Origin of the sequence: Burkholderia cepacia (assembly GCF_001718835.1) — a bacterium.
GTDB classification, from domain to species: Bacteria; Pseudomonadota; Gammaproteobacteria; order Burkholderiales; family Burkholderiaceae; genus Burkholderia; species Burkholderia cepacia_F.
Genome location: NZ_CP013444.1, coordinates 1,796,494 through 1,814,672 on the forward strand (window position 1 = coordinate 1,796,494; position 18,179 = coordinate 1,814,672).

Annotated in this window: 16 protein-coding genes and 2 pseudogenes; 9 read left to right on the forward strand and 9 right to left on the reverse strand. The window is 68.6% G+C overall.

The features are described from left to right. The first annotated feature begins 50 nt into the window (after positions 1-50). Positions 51-2,234 (forward strand): FUSC family protein, encoded by a 2,184-nt coding sequence (locus tag WT26_RS28080; RefSeq protein ID WP_069274458.1) that lies wholly within the window; start codon positions 51-53, stop codon positions 2,232-2,234. A 130-nt stretch (positions 2,235-2,364) separates the two neighbouring features. Beyond that, positions 2,365-2,577 (forward strand): hypothetical protein, encoded by a 213-nt coding sequence (locus WT26_RS28085; protein WP_069274459.1) that lies wholly within the window; start codon positions 2,365-2,367, stop codon positions 2,575-2,577. A 148-nt stretch (positions 2,578-2,725) separates the two neighbouring features. Here WT26_RS28085 and WT26_RS28090 read toward each other — a convergent pair whose 3' ends face one another. Beyond that, entirely contained in the window at positions 2,726-3,838 is a 1,113-nt protein-coding gene (locus tag WT26_RS28090) for a P1 family peptidase (RefSeq protein ID WP_069274460.1), read from the reverse strand. A 64-nt stretch (positions 3,839-3,902) separates the two neighbouring features. Further along, positions 3,903-5,309, reverse strand: coding sequence for an APC family permease (locus tag WT26_RS28095; protein ID WP_059903908.1), 1,407 nt, complete (start codon positions 5,307-5,309; stop codon positions 3,903-3,905). Between the two features lie 125 nt (positions 5,310-5,434). Between WT26_RS28095 and WT26_RS28100 the strand changes: the two genes are divergently transcribed. Next, positions 5,435-6,235 carry a helix-turn-helix transcriptional regulator gene (locus tag WT26_RS28100; protein WP_069274461.1) on the forward strand — a complete coding sequence of 267 codons (801 nt, stop codon included), beginning with the start codon at positions 5,435-5,437 and terminating at the stop codon, positions 6,233-6,235. Here the strand turns inward: WT26_RS28100 and WT26_RS28105 are convergent. Next, positions 6,201-7,682, reverse strand: a complete 1,482-nt coding sequence (locus WT26_RS28105; protein WP_081333800.1) for a cytochrome P450 — start codon at positions 7,680-7,682, stop codon at positions 6,201-6,203. The two genes, WT26_RS28100 and WT26_RS28105, sit on opposite strands and share 35 nt — an antisense overlap. 87 nt (positions 7,683-7,769) lie before the next feature. Here WT26_RS28105 and WT26_RS28110 point away from each other — a divergent pair, with 87 nt between their 5' ends. Next, positions 7,770-8,708 (forward strand): helix-turn-helix domain-containing protein, encoded by a 939-nt coding sequence (locus WT26_RS28110; protein WP_069274462.1) that lies wholly within the window; start codon positions 7,770-7,772, stop codon positions 8,706-8,708. Between the two features lie 30 nt (positions 8,709-8,738). On the opposite strand, the gene WT26_RS28115 is transcribed toward WT26_RS28110, so the two are convergent. Both WT26_RS28115 and WT26_RS28120 read right to left on the reverse strand, forming a co-directional pair. Beyond that, a complete protein-coding gene (locus WT26_RS28115) occupies positions 8,739-10,070 on the reverse strand; it encodes a carotenoid oxygenase family protein (RefSeq protein WP_069274463.1) in 1,332 nt (443 codons plus the stop codon). Between the two features lie 4 nt (positions 10,071-10,074). Further along, the gene (locus tag WT26_RS28120) at positions 10,075-10,704 is read right to left on the reverse strand and encodes a DUF2239 family protein (RefSeq protein ID WP_069274464.1); all 630 of its coding nucleotides are present in this window, start codon (positions 10,702-10,704) and stop codon (positions 10,075-10,077) included. A 266-nt stretch (positions 10,705-10,970) separates the two neighbouring features. Between WT26_RS28120 and WT26_RS36560 the strand changes: the two are divergent. Then, positions 10,971-11,126 (forward strand): annotated as a pseudogene (locus tag WT26_RS36560) (LysR family transcriptional regulator); the annotation flags it as partial. Further along, positions 11,057-11,881, forward strand: a pseudogene (locus WT26_RS39175) (EamA family transporter). The pseudogenes WT26_RS36560 and WT26_RS39175, both read left to right, overlap by 70 nt. Before the next feature lie 37 nt (positions 11,882-11,918). Here WT26_RS39175 and WT26_RS28130 read toward each other — a convergent pair. After that, complete coding sequence (locus WT26_RS28130) at positions 11,919-12,290, reverse strand: DUF4180 domain-containing protein (RefSeq protein ID WP_059852928.1); 372 nt, start codon at positions 12,288-12,290, stop codon at positions 11,919-11,921. A gap of 68 nt (positions 12,291-12,358) precedes the next feature. Further along, entirely contained in the window at positions 12,359-12,862 is a 504-nt protein-coding gene (locus WT26_RS28135; protein WP_230461641.1) for a helix-turn-helix domain-containing protein, read from the reverse strand. 181 nt (positions 12,863-13,043) lie between these two features. Between WT26_RS28135 and WT26_RS28140 the strand changes: the two genes are divergently transcribed. Beyond that, the gene (locus WT26_RS28140; protein WP_069274465.1) at positions 13,044-13,424 is read left to right on the forward strand and encodes a hypothetical protein; all 381 of its coding nucleotides are present in this window, start codon (positions 13,044-13,046) and stop codon (positions 13,422-13,424) included. Between the two features lie 96 nt (positions 13,425-13,520). On the opposite strand, the gene WT26_RS28145 is transcribed toward WT26_RS28140, so the two are convergent. Both WT26_RS28145 and WT26_RS28150 read right to left on the reverse strand, forming a co-directional pair. Then, complete coding sequence (locus tag WT26_RS28145; protein ID WP_059522163.1) at positions 13,521-15,038, reverse strand: CoA-acylating methylmalonate-semialdehyde dehydrogenase; 1,518 nt, start codon at positions 15,036-15,038, stop codon at positions 13,521-13,523. Between the two features lie 49 nt (positions 15,039-15,087). Continuing rightward, positions 15,088-16,446, reverse strand: a complete 1,359-nt coding sequence (locus tag WT26_RS28150; protein WP_059522164.1) for an aspartate aminotransferase family protein — start codon at positions 16,444-16,446, stop codon at positions 15,088-15,090. A gap of 105 nt (positions 16,447-16,551) precedes the next feature. Between WT26_RS28150 and WT26_RS28155 the strand changes: the two genes are divergently transcribed. Then, the gene (locus WT26_RS28155; RefSeq protein WP_069274466.1) at positions 16,552-17,490 is read left to right on the forward strand and encodes a LysR family transcriptional regulator; all 939 of its coding nucleotides are present in this window, start codon (positions 16,552-16,554) and stop codon (positions 17,488-17,490) included. 76 nt (positions 17,491-17,566) lie between these two features. Next, on the forward strand, positions 17,567-18,058 hold the full coding sequence (locus WT26_RS28160; protein WP_069274467.1) for a 2,4'-dihydroxyacetophenone dioxygenase family protein: 492 nt from the start codon (positions 17,567-17,569) through the stop codon (positions 18,056-18,058). Positions 18,059-18,179 lie beyond the last annotated feature (121 nt).

Genomic DNA, 18,179 nt, shown 5'->3' on the forward strand with positions numbered 1-18,179 from the left:
TTCGACCGGGCCGCGGCATGCCGCCCGGCCGGTGCGCGCCCTCTCTTGCCATGAAGCCACAACCTGCGATCGAGCCCCCTGCCGCCGGCTACCAACGAGCGGGACGCTGGCTCGATCCGCTCGGCGACGCGGCGCGCGACTGGGCCGCGAGCGACGGGCTGATCTGGCTGCACCTCGCGAAAACCGTGTTCGCGGCGCTGCTCGCGATGGGTATCGCGATGCGCCTGGAGATGTCGCAGCCGCGCACCGCGATGACGACCGTGTTCGTGCTGATGCAGCCGCTGTCGGGGATGGTGTTCGCGAAGAGTTTCTACCGCATGCTCGGCACGGCGGCCGGCCTCGTCGCCGCGCTCGCGCTCGGCGGGCTGTTCGCGCAGCAGCCCGAGCTGTACATGGCCGGCATCACGCTGTGGATCGGCACCTGCATCGCGCTCGCGGTGCGCAATCGCCACTTCCGCTGGTACGGCTTCGTGCTCGCCGGCTATACGGCCGCGCTGATCGGCCTGCCGGCCGTGATGACGCCGCAGACGCTGTTCCAGTCCGCGCTCACGCGCGCCGCGGAAGTGGCGCTCGGCATCGCCTGCTCGGGCGCGGTCAGCGCGCTGATCCTGCCGCTCAGCTCCGCGAAGGCGCTGATGCGCTCGCTGAACGCGCGTCACGCGAAGTTCGTTGCGTTCGCATCGGCCGCGCTCGCGGGCGACGTCGCGCGCGGCGATTTCGAGCGGCGCTTCGCGGATTTCGTCGACGACATCGTCGGCTTCGAGGCCAATCGCGCGTTCGCATCGTTCGAGGATCCGCACATCCGCGCGCGCAGCCGCCGGCTCGCGCGGCTGAACAGCGAGTTCATGAACGCGTGCACGCGGCTGCATGCGCTGCATCAGCTCGTCAAGCGCCTGCGCGAGAGCCGTGCGGACGCGGTGCTCGCGGCGCTGGCGCCGCATCTCGACGCGCTCGCGCGGCGGCTCGCCGCGCTCGACGGCGAGCTGAAACGCGGGCCGGCGCGCGCGACCGGCGCGTTGCTCGATCTGCGCCGCTTCCACAGCGCGTTGCCGAAAGCCGCGCGCGCGTCGCGGCGAAACATCGAGGAACATGCGGCCGGCGGCCTGCTCGACTTCGATACCGCGATCGAGCTGCTGTACCGCTTCATCGGCGAATACCTCGGCTACGCCGACACCTATGCGTCGCTCGACCAGGACGACCATGCGTTCGAGCGCTCGGTCACGCATTACGCGGTAAAGACCAATACGTTCTTCGTCGGCTTCGCGTTCCTGCGCACGGTCGTCGCCGTCGGTGCGATGAGCGTGTTCTGGATCGCGTCCGAATGGCCGAGCGGCCCGCTTGCCGTGATCGCCACCGCGATCGCGTGCGCGCTCAGCTCGACGTCGCCGCGCGCGCCGAAGTTCGTCGCGCAGATGAGCGTCGGCGCGGCGTTCGCGACCGCCGTCGGCTACCTGTTCCTGTGCTACGTGTATCCGAACATCGACGGCTTTCCGCTGCTGTGCGCGGCGCTCGCGCCGGTGCTCGGCCTCGGCGCGTTTCTCGCGATGCGGCCCGGGCTGTCCGGCTACGGGATCGGCTTCGCGGTGTTCTTCTGCCTGCTCGCGGGGCCCGACAACGTGATCGCGTATACGCCCGAGGTGCTGATCAACAACGGCCTGGCCATCGTCATCGCGATGCTCGCGTGTTCGCTCGTGTTCGCGGTCGTGTTCCCGACCCGGATGCCGTGGCTCACCGGCCGCATCGCGCACGACCTGCGCCGCCAGGTCACGCTGGCGTGCGAAGGCGCACCGGACGGCCTCGCGCAGCGCTTCCAGTCGAGCACCCACGACCTGATGGCGCAGCTGCGCACGCTGCTCGTGCGGCGCACGCGGCAGCATCGCGACGCGCTGCGCTGGATGCTGTCGACGCTCGAAGTCGGCCATGCGGTGATCGACCTGCGCGACGAAATGAACGCGTTCCGCGCATCGAAACCGCCGCAAACGCTGCGCTGGACCGGCTCGATCGACGCGGTGCTGCACGCGCTGCCGCGCTTCTTCGACGATCCGACGCCCGGCCGTCACGCGCGCACGCTGAAATCGGTGAATCTCGCGATCCGCGCCGCGCAGCACACGCTGCAGGCGTGGTATGCGGTGCCCAACGAGCGGCACCGGATGCAGCGCATCGTCGGCTGCCTGCACTTCATGCGCAGCGCGCTGCTGGACAAGGACGCGCCGTTCAACCGGCATCGCCATTGATCGCGCGCGACACGCCATCCTTGTTCGGAATGCAAATAAGCTCTCCTGGCCGGGTGATTAATCTTTAAGCAGTGCGAGCCTATAGTTCGATCACGCCAGCCACGCTGGTAACCCCCCAGGAGAAACCGAAATGAAGCCGCTGCACCTCGCCCTCGTTGCCCTGTCGCTCACCGCTGCTGTCGCTCACGCACAGCCGGCACCGGCCGAACAGGCCCGGCAACAGGCGAACCGCGTCGAAGCCGTGAAGGCTGCCGGCCGCGTCGATCGTGCGCAATCGAAGCAGGAAGACCCGAACGCCTGTGTCGGCCCCGTCAGCTTCTGCAACATCTACTTCGGCAGCTGAGCATGACGCCGCGTCGCGACGGCCGTGCCCGCAGCGCCCTTGGCCGGCGCGCGGGCATGCGCCCGAACGCCGGATCGCCGCTTCGCCTCACCCGCATCACCCGCATCACCTGTCCGCGCCGCTTCGCCTGAACCGGCGCGCATCGCGTTTACGTCTCCCGCCCCGGCCGCCACCCCACCTCGCGCAACGCGTCCAGCAAGCGCGCCTGCCCCAGCCCTTCGACCCGCGCACCGCGCGACTCGACGTCGCCGCCCGCGACGAGCGCGTTCACGATCGCTTCCTCCACCGCTTCCGCCGCCGCGACGAACAGCGCGGAAATATGGTCGTTGTTGACCATCTTCACGCCGGTGGTCGGCGCCCCCTTGCTGCCGTAGTTCGCCGCCGGCAGGCCGTCGTTGCCGGTGGCGAACGCAAGGAAGATGTCGCCGCTCGAATCCTCCGTGCCGCCGCCAACCCGCGCGAGCCCGACACTGGCGCGCTGCGCGAGCCGCGTGCATTGATGCGGCAGCAACGGCGCGTCGGTCGCGATCGTCACGACGATCGAGCCCATCCCGGCCTCGCCTTGCGCGTCCGGCGCGCGGAACGGCGAAGGCACGTGCCGCAGCACTTCGCCGACCGGGTAACCGGCCACGCGCAGCATCTCGCGCACACCGTAGTTCGCCTGGACGAGCGCGCCGACGGTCCAGCCGCCCGCATCATCGGCCGCGAGCACGCGCGACGCGGTGCCGATGCCGCCCTTGAACTCGTGGCAGATCATGCCCGTGCCGCCGCCCACGCCGCCTTCGGCAACCGGCCCCGTCTGCGCGGCGGCCAGCGCGCGCAACACGTGCGCGGCACTCACGTGCTGCCCCCAGATGTCGTTCAGCAGGCCGTCGTAGGTTTCCATCACGACCGGCATGCACCAGTACACGCGGCCCGCCGCCGCCTCGCGCTCGTTCGCGACGAGTGCATCGCGCACCGCGCCGACGCTGTGCGTGTTCGTATAGGCGATCGGCGTGGTGAGCAGGCCGGCTTCGCGGATCCATTCGAGCCCCGTTGCATCGCCGTTGCCGTTCAGCACGTGCACGCCCGCGAAACAGGGCGCATCGTGCGCGGCGCCCGCGCGCGGCTCGATGACGGTGACGCCGGTGCGGATCGACGCGTCGCCGTTGTCCACGTTCAGCGTGCAATGTCCGACCCGCACGCCCGGAACGTCCGTGATCGCGTTGAAGCGGCCCGGCGTGCCGAGTCCGATGCGGATGCCGAGATCCCTCGTGCGCATGATGCCATTCCTCCAGTCTTTCAATGGTTCGGTGTTTCGGTGCGGCAAGGCTTCGATCCGTCGCTCAGAGCGCGCGGAATGCTTCGCTGTGGCGTGCCCAGACCGCGTACATCGCGAGCGCGGCAATCAGCAGCCCGGCGATGATGATGAGGTCGGTCGGCTTCGTGGCCGTCGCCAGCGTCGTGTAGAGCGTGTACGCGGCGCCCGCCACCGCGACGAGCGGCGTCACGGGCCACAGCGGCATCCGGTAATGATGCTCGACGTCCCGGCGCACGAACCGGCTCGCGAGCGCGGCCAGCCCGACGACCAGGTAGATCAGCAGCAGCAGGTCGACCGTGAACGCGGTCAGCTCGTCGAGGCTCGACACGAATACGAGCCCCGCCGACGGCACCGCGAGCGCGATGGTCGCGAGCCACGGCGATTCGAGACGCGGGTGGATCGTCGAGAAGGCACGGTTGCAGGTGCGCGACCAGAGCGCGTGCCGGCCGCTGCTGTACAGCAGCCGGCCCATCGTGATGACGATCGCGATGATCGCGTTGAACACCGACAGGAAGATCCCGCCGCTGACCACACGCGACACGGCCGGGTTGCTGAGCGAACGCACGACATAGCCGATCGGGTCGGCACTCTTCGTCAGCTCGATCAGCGACGGCGCGCCGAGCACGATCGCGGTGAGCGGAATCAGTTCGACGACGAGGATCACGAGCAGCGAGTAGATCACCGCCTTCGCGACATTGCGGTTGCCGCCGCGCAGGTCTTCCGCGAGGTACGCGGCCGATCCGAAGCCGTTGTAGCAGAAGATCGCCGTGCCGATCGCCGGCACGATCGCGGCCAGCGTCGCCGGCACGAGCGCGTTGCCGCTCGCGACGACCGGCGCGACCAGCGCGGCGGCGCCGCGATGCGGGGAGCCGAAGCCGAGGCCCGCGATCAGCATCAGCACGCCGATCTCGACCACCAGGAACGCGCCCGTGATCCACGCGTTCGTCTTGATGTTCAGCATGCCGAGCAGGTAGCTGAGCAGCACGATCGTCAACGCGACCGACTGGTTGCTGAAGTGCGTGCCGAGCGCGTTGTTCAGGTAAGGCGCGGCGCCGCTCGCGAGCACGGCCGGGATGAACACGCTGACGGACAGCACCGTGATGAAGGTCAGGTAGCCGGGCAGCGTGCCGAACACGCGCTTGGCCATCACGTACTCGCCGCCCGCGCTGCGGTGCGCGGCGCTGAGCTCCGCATAGCAGAGCGCGAACGCGAGCGCGAGCACGCCGCCGAGCAGGAACGACAGCACGGCGCCGCTGCCGGCCTGCTGGATCGCGAACGGCGCGATCACGAAGATCGAGCTCGCGGGCGTCACGCCCGATACGGTGATCATCACCGCATCGCGCACGCTGAGCGTCTGCGACAGCGCGCGCGGCGCGTCCTCCGTTGCAGGCGCCGCTTGCAGCGTGCCCGTCGATTCCGACATCATCGCCATTTCGTTCCTCCTGTTCCGCGCTTTTTTGAACGCCCATACTCGGGCCCGACTGATTGCGTGGCAGTCTAGGAAGCCAATTTCAGGACCGCTATTCCCCCTTCGTGTTACGCCCTTCCGGTGGTGGTATGGATCGTCTCTTTTCCGAAATCGCGATGCACCAGGCGCTCGGCCGCGCCATCGATCACCTCGGCCAGCCGCGCTTCTGGCGCTTCCTGGTGCTGCTGCTCAATGAAATGGCGCCGTTCGACAATGCGCTCGCGACCGCGATCGGCCCCGACGGGGTGCCGCTCGTGCTCGAGGAATACGACACGGGCGGCACCGACAAGCCGTCGCCGGTGCCGCTTTACCTCAACGGGTTATATCTGCTCGACCCGTTCCTGCAGGCCGCGCACGACGGGCTTGCCGACGGCTGTTACCGGCTCGAGGAAGTCGCGCCCGACCTGTTCCGGCAGAGCGAGTATTTCCTGAGCTATTTCCGCGACGCGGTGGGCGACGACGAGATCCAGATTCTGCTCAGGCCGCAGCCGGACCTGCTGCTGTCGTTGTCGCTTGGTGCGGCAAGCCGCTTCGACGTCGAGCCGCTCGGCAAGCTGACGGCCGCGATGCCGTGGGTGCTCGCGGCGATCCGGCAGCACTGGCGGCTGGTGGGCGACGCGGCGCGCGCGACGCCCGACGCCGATCTCGGCGCGCGGGTCGAGCAGGCGCTCGCCCGCTTCGGCGCGGGCGTGCTGACCGACCGCGAGATGTCGATCGCAAGAATGGTGCTGCGCGGCAATTCATCGAAGGCGATCGCCGAGCGGCTCGCGATTTCACCGGAAACGGTGAAGGTGCACCGGCGGCACCTGTACGCGAAGCTCGGGATTGCTTCGCAGCCCGAGCTGTTCTCGCGGTTTATTCAGGCGTTGGGGAAGCAGGACTCGCCGTGACGGATCGGTCGGCGGGGACCTTCGCAGGATCGGGCGAGATCGCTGCGATCCCAAGCTGCAACGCCCGGTCCGGCCGCAGCGTCACGTTCAGCACCGGCCGTGGCGCGGCCACCCCCGCCGGGACCGTCAACTCGAAGCGCTGCAGCAGCATCGCGGCAATGACGGTCATCTCCGTCATCGCCAGATGCTGCCCGAGGCACACGCGCGGGCCCGTGCCGAACGGCATCCAGGCGCCGCGCGGCAGCGCCGGCGCAGCCTCGTCGAAGCGCTCCGGCCGGAATGCGTGCGGCTCGGGGAACCATCGAGGATCGCGCTGCATCAGTTGCAGCGGCAGCATGAACAGCGTGCGCGCGGGAAACTGCCACGCGCCCAGCGCGATCGGCCGCGCTGCGCGACGGCTGATCAGGATCGGCGCGGACGGGTACAGGCGCAGCGTTTCGTCGAGCGTCTGCGTCAGATAGCGCAGCAACGGCCGCGTCTGCGCCGTCGGCGCGCGGCCGCCCAGCACGCGCTCGACCTCGTCGCGCGCGGCGGCTTGCACGGCCGGATTCGCGGCCATGCACCATGCCCACCAGGTCAGCGCCCCGGCGGTCGTCTCGTGGCCGGCCAGGAACGCCGTCACGCATTCGTCGTGCACGGCCCGCAGCGGCCAGGTACGCGCGTCCGCGCGGTGCAGGCGCAACAGCCGCGACAGCAGGTCGTCGGGCCACGCGCTGTCCGGCACGTCGAGACGCGCGTGCAACTGGCGATCGATCAAGCCGTTCAGCACCGCCGACGCCCGTGCCTTGCGCCGCTTCCACGGCATCCAGTCCGGTGCGCTCCACGGCTGGTAGAACTCGGCATTGGCCGCCGCGCTCACCGTACGCACGGCCGCCTCGGCGTCACGCGTGTCGTCGCCGATGGCATCGGAGAACATCGTGCGCATGATCACGTCCATCGCCAGCGACGTCAGCGCGCTTTCGATCGGCCAGTCCGGATCATGCGCGGGCCATTGCGCGAGCGCATGACCGGCCGTCGCCGCGATCGCCGGAACGAACGCCTGAACCGGCTTCGGCATGAAGTTCGGCTGCAGCGCCTGCCGCTTGTCGCGCCACGCGTCGCCCTCGGCGACCAGCACGCTGTGGCCGTGGACTTCCCCGAATACCCGAATGCCGCGCTCCCACCGCACCAGCGCGTCGTGGTGCGTGACCAGCAGTTCGCGCACGAGCGCCGGATCGGTCACGACCACGACATGCTCGGGCCGCACGCGCAAGTGCACGACGTCGCCGTACGTCTGCCGCCATCCGGCCAGCGTGCCGACCAGGTCGCGCGACATCGTGCGCAGCAGCCCCCAGCCCGTCAGGCCGGCGGGCGGCCCCGGCGGCCATACGCCGGGCGGGTGAAGCACGGGCGCGGGCGACGGCGCGGCCGCGTGGAACGGGCATTGGGTAGGTGATGGCGTGTTCATGCGGCGCATTGTCCGCGCGCCTGGGTCCCCGGTCTTGAACGCAAACGACATCGACACGCGTGTCGCGCCTCCCTATACTGCCCCGTCATGTCCTCTGACCCGCTGCCGGCCTTGCCGCCGTGCCCCGATCCGTTCGCGCGCGCGCCCCGCGCGCTGAACGGCGGCCGGCCGCCTCACGGCCGGCTGTATCCCGCGCCACCGGCGTTGCACGGCGCGGTCGTCGCGATCGTCTGCCGCGACACGCGCGGCGTCGCGTCGAGCGACGCGCAAATCCTGACCCACTTCGCGGCTTCGCCGTTCGTGTGCCTGTCCTGGTTTCGGGATCTCGGCGTGGGGCTCGTCGAACGCACGGCGGACGGCCCGCGCTGGCAGCCGTTCGGCGCCGCCGTGATGCTTTCCGGCAGCCAGTCGCGGCCGCTGACGAGCTGGGCGCCGACGACCGGACGCGGCGGCATCGCGTGTTTCACCGCCGATGCCGCGCAAGCGCTGTTCGGCCTCGCGCTGCCCGACATCCACGACCGCTTTCTCGATGCGCGCGAACTGCTCGGCAGCGACTGGCGGCCGCTCTGCGATGCACTGTCCGGCGCCGATGACGATGCGGCCACGCTGGCCGCGCTGGAGCGGCATCTCGCGCCGCGCTGGCGCGCGCTTCAGGGCGAGCGCTCAGGCCTGTCGTCTCTGCGCGACGCAGGCCGGCACTGGGTCGGACGCCTTGCGTGGCAGGCGCGCGAGTGGCGCGGCACGCACAGCCCGCGCCAGGTCGAACGGCGCATCAAGACCTACAGCGGCCGATCGCTGCGCGAATGGCAGGCGCTCGTCAGGACGGAAAGCACGTTCTTCGCGGCGCGCGAGCGGTACGACGCGGGTCGGCCCTACGATTGGGCGACGCTCGCGCTCGACGAAGGATTCGCCGACCAGGCGCACCTGAGCCGCGCGTCCAAGCGCATCACGGGATTCTCGCCGAGCGAATTCACGCAGCGCTTCGCCGACGACGAATCGTTCTGGCTGTATCGGCTGTGGGTGTGACGGGCGCGACCCACGCGGCCGGACCACGGGTCAGCGCCTGCCGGGCACCCACGCGCCGTGGAACCCGGCCGGCACGCGGCGCGGCAGGTGCACGGTCGCGACCGGCCCGCGCTCGATGCAGCGCGCGTCGAGTATGACGAGGTCGCTGGTATCGGTCGCGCGACGGTACACCCATGCGAGCACCCAGCCGTCGTCTTCGGCGGACGATCCGGCACGGGACACGAACACCGGCTCGCTGTTCTGGTCGCCTTCGGGCACGTCGAAACGTGTGAGCACGCCTTGCTCGAGGTCGTAGCGGACGATGCCGCGAAGTTCGGCATTGGTCGGCTGTTCGGCCGCATAGAAGAATCGGTATGCGTCGCCCGTCCGGTCTTCATTGATGCGCGGCATTTCGATGCCCGCTTCCCCGATCTGCGTCTCGGCGACCGTTCCTTTGTCGAGGTCGATCACGTAGCGCCACAGCTCGCCGACCGGGTTGTCCTCGAACGCGCCGGAGTGCCGGCCGACCCGCAGGAACCACGGATAACGCACCGCATCGAGCACGATGCACGATGCGTCGCAGTCGTACGCGTTCACGACGTGCTGGATGAAGCACGGCTCGATGCCGAACCAGCGCACCGCGCCGCCGTGGCGCGGAATCACGCCGATGCGCGCGGGCCGGTCGTCGTGCCAGCGCAGCGGCATCCGGTGGCCCTGCTTCAGCAGCGAGAAGTCGTAGCCGACGTTCAGGTCGAGCAGCAGGCTGCGGGTTTCGGTGATCGCGAGGTCGTGCATCATCGACGGCGCCGGCACGTCGATTTCGACGTCGACGGTCTGCCTGCCCTGCGCGTCATGGACGCTGTAACGCAGCCACGGCGCCTCCCAGTGCGCGCGGAACGACATCAGCTCGCCGGTGCGCGGATCGACCTTCGGATGCGCGGTCATGCCGCCCGCCAGCCCCGCATGCCGCGCTGGAACGTCGAACGCGCCGAGGTCGCCGTCGATCGCCAGCGGCATGCCGCCCTCGGCCAGCGCGAGCAATTCGCCCGCATGCTGCAGCACGTTCACGTTCGGATTCGTGTCCGGCAGCGACACCGCCCGCTCCGGCGCGAACACGTCCGCCCAGCGCTGCGTGCGTGCCCAGCGGTTGCGGTAGCCGGTCGCGCGGCCGGCGTCGAACGAAAGTGCATGCAGCATCGCGGCTTCCGGCCACCACGACAACATGTCGTTCCCTTCGAAGCAGCCGCCCAACGGATTCGGGCCGTTGCGCAGCAACGTTCCGTCGAGGTCGCGCGGGATGCGCCCGGTGACGCGGAGATCATGAAGATCGACTTCGTCGGCGACCGGCGCCACCGCGCCGCTATTCAGGTCGAACGTGGTCATGTCGTCAGGACTCCAGCGGATGTTCGTCGGCCGCGCCCGGCGGGATCTTGCCGAGCACGAGTGCGAGCGCGTGATCGCGCACGTCGTCGGGCCACGCCGCGATCAGCTCTTCCATCCGGGCGTGATCGTTCGCGTAAAGCGCGCGGGTCGCCTCCTCGAAGCCCGCCAGATCACCCCCGATCGCCGACATGAAGTGATAGGTCCGATCCTTCGCCGCGCGGCTGCGGTCTTCGGTCGCCCGTGCGCGCCGCGCGTCCTCGACGAGCTTGCGCAATGCGACGGACGCGCCGCCCGGCTGCGCGGCAAGCCATTCCCAGTGACGCGGCAGCAGCGTGACCTCGCGCGACACGACGCCGAGCTTCGGCCGGCCGCGGCCGCGCGGCTCGTCCGCGCGGGCCTGCGCATCCGCGGGCGCGGACGCGTCTTCACGCGACGGTTCGAAGCGCGCGCGGATTTCATCGTCAGAGCCGCGCGTATCGATGTCGATCGAGCGGCCGGTCGCGTCGTCGAAGATCAGCACCGTGGCGGCGGGGCCCGCGTCGATCGCCCGTCTGACCGTGAGCGCGACCGTGGCAAGCGGACCTGTGGCGAGCCGCCGATAACCTTCGAAAGCGGTATACGAACCGGATTGCATGCTGCCCTTCCTATCCATTGTGAAGTTGAAGATTGACTTTATACCCGGGTATAAATCATCTGTCAATATTATCCGGGTATAAATTTGAGGCCGCGGCAGCGCGTCGGTTGCCCGATTGATGGCGCGCGGGCATGATGAGTCCGAGCCGGCACGCTGCCGCCCCTTTTTCCGTCGGGCGTTCGGCCGGCAGGCGGATCGATCGCAGCCCGATCCGTTTGGCGCGTCCGTCGGCGTCGATCGATCCGGCTGCCCACGTCCGCATGTCCATGTCCTTACGCGCATTCAGAACGCTGGTGGCGATCGCCCGCCATCGGACCTTCGCCCGGGCCGGCGAAGCCATCGGGCTCACGCAATCGGCGGTGAGCCTGCAGATCAAGACGCTCGAAAGCGAATTCAACGTCCAGTTGTTCGACCGCTCGCGCTCGCGCTGGTCGGCTCGACGGACGCCGCGGCAGCGGCGCTGCTGCTGATCCGCCCGTTCGTGCGGGTCGACGGCGCCGGCTTCACGTCGGTGTTCCAGGGTGCCGTGCGCTTCAACAACTATGTGCGCGCATCGCTGGCCGTGGGCCTCTTCGGCGCCCAGGGCATCGCGCTCGCGGCCGTGTGCGTCGCGGCGATCGTCCCGACCGTCAACCTGATGTGCGTGCTCGTGTTCGTCCGCACGCTACGGATCGACGCGGCTTGGAATCGTCGCGCTCGCGCGCCAGATCCTGTCGAATCCGCTCGTCGTCGCGTGCGCGCTCGGGATCGCGATGCAGGCCGGCGGCGTCACGTTCCCGGCGGCCGTCGAGCCGGCCATGCGCGCGCTCGGCGCCGCGTCGATGCCGGCCGGGCTGCTTTGACGTTCGACGCCACGCGCGCGTGGACGCAGCCGGTCTGCGTCGCGTCGGCGTTCAAGCGGGACACGCACGCGGGCGCGACTGCACCGTTCACCTGGCATGCTGCCGGCGCGATCGCGTATCTCGGCGCGGTCGGCACCGTCGTCGCGTTCGTCTGGTACTCGCAGGGCTTCCGCGCGCCAGGGCCGGCGCGCACTGCAGTGTTCACCAATCTCGTGCCGGTGTTCGGGGTCCTGCTGTCCGTGATCCTGCTCGGCGAATCGCTGACCCGCTCGATGCTCGCCGGCGGCGTGCTCGTGATCGCGGGCGTCATGCTGACGAATCGCATCGGTCGCTGACGCGCCGCGCGGGGTCATTGCCCACGCGGCGAACGCGTCATGCCCCGATTGCGAGCTTCTGTTCGAGCGCAGACACATGCGGGACGAACAGGATCGTGCGCCCGCGATTGCTTTCGTGGACGAACGCACGCAGCGCCTGGCTGCGCGCCAGCCAAGCGTCGATGTCGCCGACGATCGCAAGGCCGATGCCGTAGTTCGTGAACTTCTGTGCGATGTTGCCGAGCAGGCGGGTTTCGAGCCGAAACAGGTCGTCATGCAGGGTCGCGACCGGCACGGCAACCCAACCCGCTTCGTGCGACCATGCGTCCCCGATCAGGGTGATCGCGTCCGCTTCGCTCGCGAGGACGGTGCCGTGGTCCGCGCATACCAGCACGCATTGATCGCCGAGTTTGACCACATTCGAGGACATCGCCGTTACTCCGTGTTCCGTTGACAGAATCGGGCCTCACGCCCGCGTGGTTTCCGACGCCCCGCCGCTCAACCGCGAAACGACTGCAGCAAGGTGTCCAGCGTCTGAAGCAGCGCGGCGGTATCGCCGAGCGACGCGATGACGACGACCCTGATCCGGCGTCGCTCCGGATCGAAGATCGTTTCGAGATGCACGGCGCTGTCGCGCGCCGTCGGGGTGTTCAGCACGGCCTGCAAGCTCCTTGCCACGTACTGGTGCAGCTCGGAGCGCGCGTCGGGCACGTCGACGACCGTGGTGACGCGAACGGGCTCCGGCTCGACCGCGTCCCCGGTAACGGCCGCGAGGTCCGCATGCCGGATCCGATAGGCCTTGCCGACGCGGCTCGCGTTCAGCTTCCCGTCCCGTATGAAGCGAAGAATGGTCTTCGGATGAAGACGGAGTTTTTGCGCCGCTTCGTCGACTGTGTAAAAGACGTCCTGCACGCCAGTTGGCCCTCTGAAATATTCCCTATTGCCCTGCATTCTAGTATTTTTATGGATCAATTGGGAATATTTGTCGGTGCGCGAGCTCACGTCCCAGCCAAAAACCGCCTATCGTGAATTAAGCGCCCCCGCGGCCCGCCGTCCGATCCGCTGCCGATCACGCCGCCCGCCGCGGGCTGCTGCGTCGAGGCTTGCCGCATCGCGATCCCGGACCGCCCAGCCGCCACGCGCGAGCGATCGCGACCGCCCACCGGACAACAAGGAGGCAATCATGATCAAGAAAGCCGCGCTGCTCGTCAGCTCCGCCCTGCTCGCCGTCGTATCGGCGTCGGCGTTGGCGCAGGGCGCCATCACGAGCGTCGAAAACGGTTCGCTCGTCGCCGCGAACGGGATGACCGTCTATACGTTCGACAAGGACAAGGCCAACGCCGGCACCAGCGCGTGCACGGGCCAGTGCGAATCCTTCTGGCCGCCCTACAAGGCCAGCGCGACCGACGTTCCGGTCGGGCCCTATACGATCGTCAAGCGCGACGACGGAAGCCCGCAATGGGCATACAAGGGCAAGCCGCTGTACTTCTTCTCGAAGGACATGAAACAGGGCGACCGCAACGGCGACAACTACAACAAGATGTGGCACGTCGTCACGCCGTAGGCTCGCGCGGCGCAAAAAAGCCCGGCCGGAACGACTCCGGCCGGGCCTTCACGGGCTGCCCTGCGCCGCCCGCCGCACCGGCAGGCGTCACGTGCGTCAGCGGTTCGACGGGAAGCTGAACACCGTCCCTTCGCGCACGCCGGCCGACGGCCAGCGCTGCGTGATCGTCTTGCGCTTCGTGTAGAAGCGCACGGCGTCCGGGCCGTACGCATGCAGGTCGCCGAACAGCGAACGCTTCCAGCCGCCGAACGAGTGGTAGGCAACCGGCACCGGCAGCGGCACGTTGATGCCGACCATGCCGATCTGGATGTTGTCGCTGAAGTAGCGCGCGGCCTCGCCGTCGCGCGTGAACAGGCACGTGCCGTTGCCGTACTCGTGCGCGTCGATCAGCGCCATCGCCTCGTCGAGCGACTTCAGACGGATCACGCCGAGCACGGGCCCGAAGATCTCGTGCTGGTAGATCGGCATGCCGGGCTTCACGTTGTCGAACAGGCACGGGCCGAGGTAGTAGCCGCCGTCGTGGCCGTCCACCTTGACGCTGCGGCCGTCGACGACGAGCGTCGCACCCGCCGCCACGCCGGCTTCGACGAAGCCCGTCACCTTCTCGAAATGCTGCTGCGTGACCAGCGGGCCCATGTCGACGCCCGCGCCGTTGCCCGGGCCGACCTTCATCTTCTCGATCTCGGCCTTCAGGCCCGCGACCACCTTGTCGCCCGTCTCGTCGCCGATCGCGACGACCAGCGGAATCGCCATGCAGCGTTCGCCGCACGAACCATACGCGGCGCCCATCAGCGCGTTCACCGCGTTGCCGATGTCGGCGTCCGGCATCACGACCGCGAAATTCTTCGCGCCGCCGAGCGCCTGCACGCGCTTGCCGTGCGCGCAGCCGGTCGAATAGATGTATTCGGCGATCGGCGTCGAGCCGACGAAGCTCACGGCCTTCACGCGCGGGTCGGTCAGCAGCGTGTCGACCGCTTCCTTGTCGCCGTTCACGACGTTCAGCACGCCCGGCGGCAAGCCGGCCTCGAGCGCGAGCTCCGCCATGCGCAGCGTCGACGACGGCGTGCGTTCGGACGGCTTCAGCACGAACGTGTTGCCGCACGCGACGGCCATCGGCCACATCCACAGCGGCACCATCACCGGGAAGTTGAACGGCGTGATGCCGGCCGCGACGCCGAGCGCCTGGAACTCGCTCCACGAATCGATCGCGGGGCCGACGTTCTTGCTGTGCTCGCCCTTCAGCAGCTCGGGCACGTAGGTCGCGTATTCGACGTTCTCGATCCCGCGCTGCAGTTCGCCCATCGCATCCGCGAGCACCTTGCCGTGCTCGGCCGTGATCAGCGCGCACAGCTCGTCGGCGTGTTCCTCGAGCAGCGTCTTGAAGCGGCTCATCACGCGGGCGCGCTTCAGCGGCGGCGTGTTGCGCCAGGCCGGGAACGCGGCCTGCGCGGATGCGATCGCGGCTTCGACGGTCAGCTTGTCGGCGAGCGCGACGCTCTTGTGCGATTCGCCGGTCGCCGGGTCGAACACCGGCTGGACGCGGCTGCCGCCGTCGACGCGCTTGCCGTCGATCAGGTGGCCGACGGTGGAGGTCACAGTGCTGTCGTGTTTCATCGTTGAGGCTCTTTCGTGAATTCGGTTATCGGTCGGTGCGCGCCGCGCATCAGTCCACTTCGTTCAGTGCGTCGGACAGCGCGTTGACCAGGTTGTCGATCTCGCGCTTCTCCGAGATGAACGGGGGCGCCAGCTGGATCGTGTCGCCGCCGTAGCGCACGTAGAAGCCCTTCGCCCAGCAGCGCATCGCGATCTCGTACGGGCGCCGTGCCGGCTCGCCCGGCAGCGCCGCGATCGTCAGGCCGGCAGCCAGCCCGTAGTTGCGGATGTCGGCGATATGGCGCTGGCCCTTCAGCCCGTGCACGGCCGCCTCGAAATGCGGCGCGAGATCGCGCACGCGGGCCACCGCGTCTTCCTTCACCAGCAGGTCGAGCGCCGCGACGCCGGCCGCGCACGCGACCGGATGCGCCGAATACGTGTAGCCGTGCGGGAACTCGAGCATGTACTCGGGGCCACCCGCGGCCATGAACGTGTCGTAGATTTCCTTCGTCGCGACCACGCCGCCGAGCGGCTGCGCGCCGTTCGTCACCTGCTTCGCGAAGTTCAGGATGTCCGGCACCACGCCGAACGCGTCGGCGCCCGTCATCGCGCCGGCACGGCCGAAGCCGGTGATGACTTCGTCGAAAATCAGCAGGATGTCGTGCGCGGTACAGATGTCGCGCAGGCGCTTCAGATAGCCCTTCGGCGGCACGACCACGCCCGCCGAGCCGGAGAACGGCTCGACGATCACGGCGGCGATGTTCGATGCGTCGTGCAGCGCGATCAGTTCGAGCAGGCGGTCGGCCAGCTCGGCGCCGTGCTCGGGCATCCCGCGCGAGAACTTGTTCTCGGCGAGTTGCGTGTGCGGCAGGAAATCGGCGTCGAGGCCCTGGCCGAACAGCTTGCGGTTCGGCCCGATCCCGCCGACCGAGATACCGCCGAAGTTCACGCCGTGATAACCCTTCTCGCGGCCGATCAGGCGCGTCTTCGTGCCCTTGCCCTTCGCGCGCCAGTACGCACGGGCCAGCTTCAGCGAGGTGTCGGCCGCTTCCGAGCCCGACCCCGTGAAGAACACGTAGTCGAGGCCGGCCGGCGTCAGTTCCTTGATCTTGTTGGCGAGCTCGAACGATTTCGGGTGGCCGAACTGGAACGCCGGCGCGTAGTCGAGCTGCGCGACCTGGCGGCTCACGGCTTCGACGATTTCCGTCCGGCCATGGCCGAGGCCCGTGCACCAGAGGCCCGACAGGCCGTCGAAGATCTTGCGGCCTTCGGCGTCCGTGTAATACGCACCCTTGCCCGATACGATCATGCGCGGGTCGGCCTTGAACTGGCGGTTGGCCGTGAACGGCATCCAGTGCGCGTCGAGCCACGCGGCATCGGTGCGGATGGTCGTGTCGTCCTGCTGCGCGGCGGTGGTGATGTCGGTCATGTCGGTCGGCGCGGCGCGCCCCTCCTTCTTGTGATGATGTTGCGCATTGTCGGGAGGCCGATTAGTCTCTTCAATATCGCAATATCAATGTTCACTTGCGCAACTATGCAAGCAAAGAAACCGAAGAGCCGCGCGCTGCTCGGGCAGCTCAGCGACATGGATCTCCGCCTGCTGCGGGTCTTCAAGGGCGTCGTGCAGTGCGGCGGGATGGCGGCGGCCGAACTGGAACTGAATATCGGCATCTCGACGATCAGCCGGCACGTGAAGGACCTGGAAACGCGCGTCGGCCTCGTGCTGTGCCGGCGCGGCCGCGCGGGCTTCACGCTCACGCCCGAGGGGCAGACCGTATACGAGGAAACGCTGCGGCTGCTCGCGTCGATGGAAGCATTCAGAAGCAGGATAGACGGCATTCACGACCGGATGGGCGGCGAATTGCACGTCGCGGTGTTCGACAAGACGGCCACCAACGCGAACGCACGCCTCGGCGACGCGATCCGCCAGTTCGCCGACGAGGCGCCGGACGTCGCGCTGAACCTGCATGTCGCGTCGATCAACGAGGTCGAGCGCGGGATCATCGACGGCAGCTACCAGGTCGGGATCATTCCCGCCCACCGCAACTCGGGCAGCCTCGTGTATTCGGAGCTGTTCGACGAACGGATGCTGCTGTACTGCGGCCGCCAGCATCCGCTTTACGACGCGCCGCACGGCAAGCTCACGTGGACGACGATCCGCAACCATGCGTTCGCGGGCCTCGGCTTCCATTCGCCGAACATGGAGCTGAGCCACCGCGCGAAGCTCACGCGCAGCGCGACCGCGTCGGACCAGGAATCGATCGCGACGCTGATCCTGTCCGGTCGTTATCTCGGCTTCCTGCCCGACCATTACGCGGAAAGCTTCGAAAACAAGGGGCTGATGCAGCCGATCGCGCCGCACCGGTTCAATTACCGGTGCCGGTTCGTGAGCCTGCTGCGACGCTCGCCGCGGCCGTCGCGGGCGGCGTTGTTGTTTCAGAATTGTCTCGAGGCGGCGCATGCGCAGCGTTGATGGTGGGCAAGCGCTCGCGCCCCCTCCCTCTGCGATAATGCCGCCTTCCCTGTCATCTCCCGCCTCCGCTCCCGCCATGACACCCCCGTCCGCTCCGCTCTCCACCGACCTGCCGCCGATTTCGTGCCTGCCCGGCGAATCGCTGCCATGGCTGCCGATGAGCGCCGACCTGCCGGGGCTCGCAATCAAGTACCTGCACATCAACGCGGCCGAGGACACACTCACCGCGCTGCTGAAGATGCCGGCCGGCGGCACGCTGCCGCGCCACCGCCACGACGGCGAGGTATTCGTCCATACGCTGCAGGGTGCGTGGCGCTACCTCGAATACGACTGGATTGCGCACGCCGGCTCGACGGTACTCGAACCGGCCGGCTCGGTGCATACGCCGGAAACGCTCGGCGCGCCGGGCGAGGACGTGATCACGCTGAACGTGATGCGCGGCGATCTGGTGCTGCTCGACGACGCAGGCCGCGAAACCGCGCGCGAGAACTGCCGCGTCGCGCTGCTGCGCCAGCGCAAGCATGCGCGCACGGCGCCGGACGACGCCGCGCCGTTCGTCACGCGCTGAGTCCCGCTCAGCATCGGAACCTTGCCCGCACAACCACCGCCACTGCCGTTCGCGCAGCTACGAACGGCGGCAGGCGCTTGCTTTGACTTCCCCCAACGCGTGCACTAGATTCGAACCACGC

What these genes read in the sequence shown, in the direction of transcription:
- WT26_RS28080 (WP_069274458.1), top strand. Translation starts at nt 51, where the DNA reads ATGAAGCCACAACCTGCGATCGAGCCCCCTGCCGCCGGCTACCAACGA.
- WT26_RS28085 (WP_069274459.1), top strand. Translation starts at nt 2,365, where the DNA reads ATGAAGCCGCTGCACCTCGCCCTCGTTGCCCTGTCGCTCACCGCTGCT.
- WT26_RS28090 (WP_069274460.1), bottom strand. Translation starts at nt 3,838, where the DNA reads ATGCGCACGAGGGATCTCGGCATCCGCATCGGACTCGGCACGCCGGGC.
- WT26_RS28095 (WP_059903908.1), bottom strand. Translation starts at nt 5,309, where the DNA reads ATGGCGATGATGTCGGAATCGACGGGCACGCTGCAAGCGGCGCCTGCA.
- WT26_RS28100 (WP_069274461.1), top strand. Translation starts at nt 5,435, where the DNA reads ATGGATCGTCTCTTTTCCGAAATCGCGATGCACCAGGCGCTCGGCCGC.
- WT26_RS28105 (WP_081333800.1), bottom strand. Translation starts at nt 7,682, where the DNA reads ATGAACACGCCATCACCTACCCAATGCCCGTTCCACGCGGCCGCGCCG.
- WT26_RS28110 (WP_069274462.1), top strand. Translation starts at nt 7,770, where the DNA reads ATGTCCTCTGACCCGCTGCCGGCCTTGCCGCCGTGCCCCGATCCGTTC.
- WT26_RS28115 (WP_069274463.1), bottom strand. Translation starts at nt 10,070, where the DNA reads ATGACCACGTTCGACCTGAATAGCGGCGCGGTGGCGCCGGTCGCCGAC.
- WT26_RS28120 (WP_069274464.1), bottom strand. Translation starts at nt 10,704, where the DNA reads ATGCAATCCGGTTCGTATACCGCTTTCGAAGGTTATCGGCGGCTCGCC.
- WT26_RS28130 (WP_059852928.1), bottom strand. Translation starts at nt 12,290, where the DNA reads ATGTCCTCGAATGTGGTCAAACTCGGCGATCAATGCGTGCTGGTATGC.
- WT26_RS28140 (WP_069274465.1), top strand. Translation starts at nt 13,044, where the DNA reads ATGATCAAGAAAGCCGCGCTGCTCGTCAGCTCCGCCCTGCTCGCCGTC.
- WT26_RS28145 (WP_059522163.1), bottom strand. Translation starts at nt 15,038, where the DNA reads ATGAAACACGACAGCACTGTGACCTCCACCGTCGGCCACCTGATCGAC.
- WT26_RS28150 (WP_059522164.1), bottom strand. Translation starts at nt 16,446, where the DNA reads ATGACCGACATCACCACCGCCGCGCAGCAGGACGACACGACCATCCGC.
- WT26_RS28155 (WP_069274466.1), top strand. Translation starts at nt 16,552, where the DNA reads ATGCAAGCAAAGAAACCGAAGAGCCGCGCGCTGCTCGGGCAGCTCAGC.
- WT26_RS28160 (WP_069274467.1), top strand. Translation starts at nt 17,567, where the DNA reads ATGACACCCCCGTCCGCTCCGCTCTCCACCGACCTGCCGCCGATTTCG.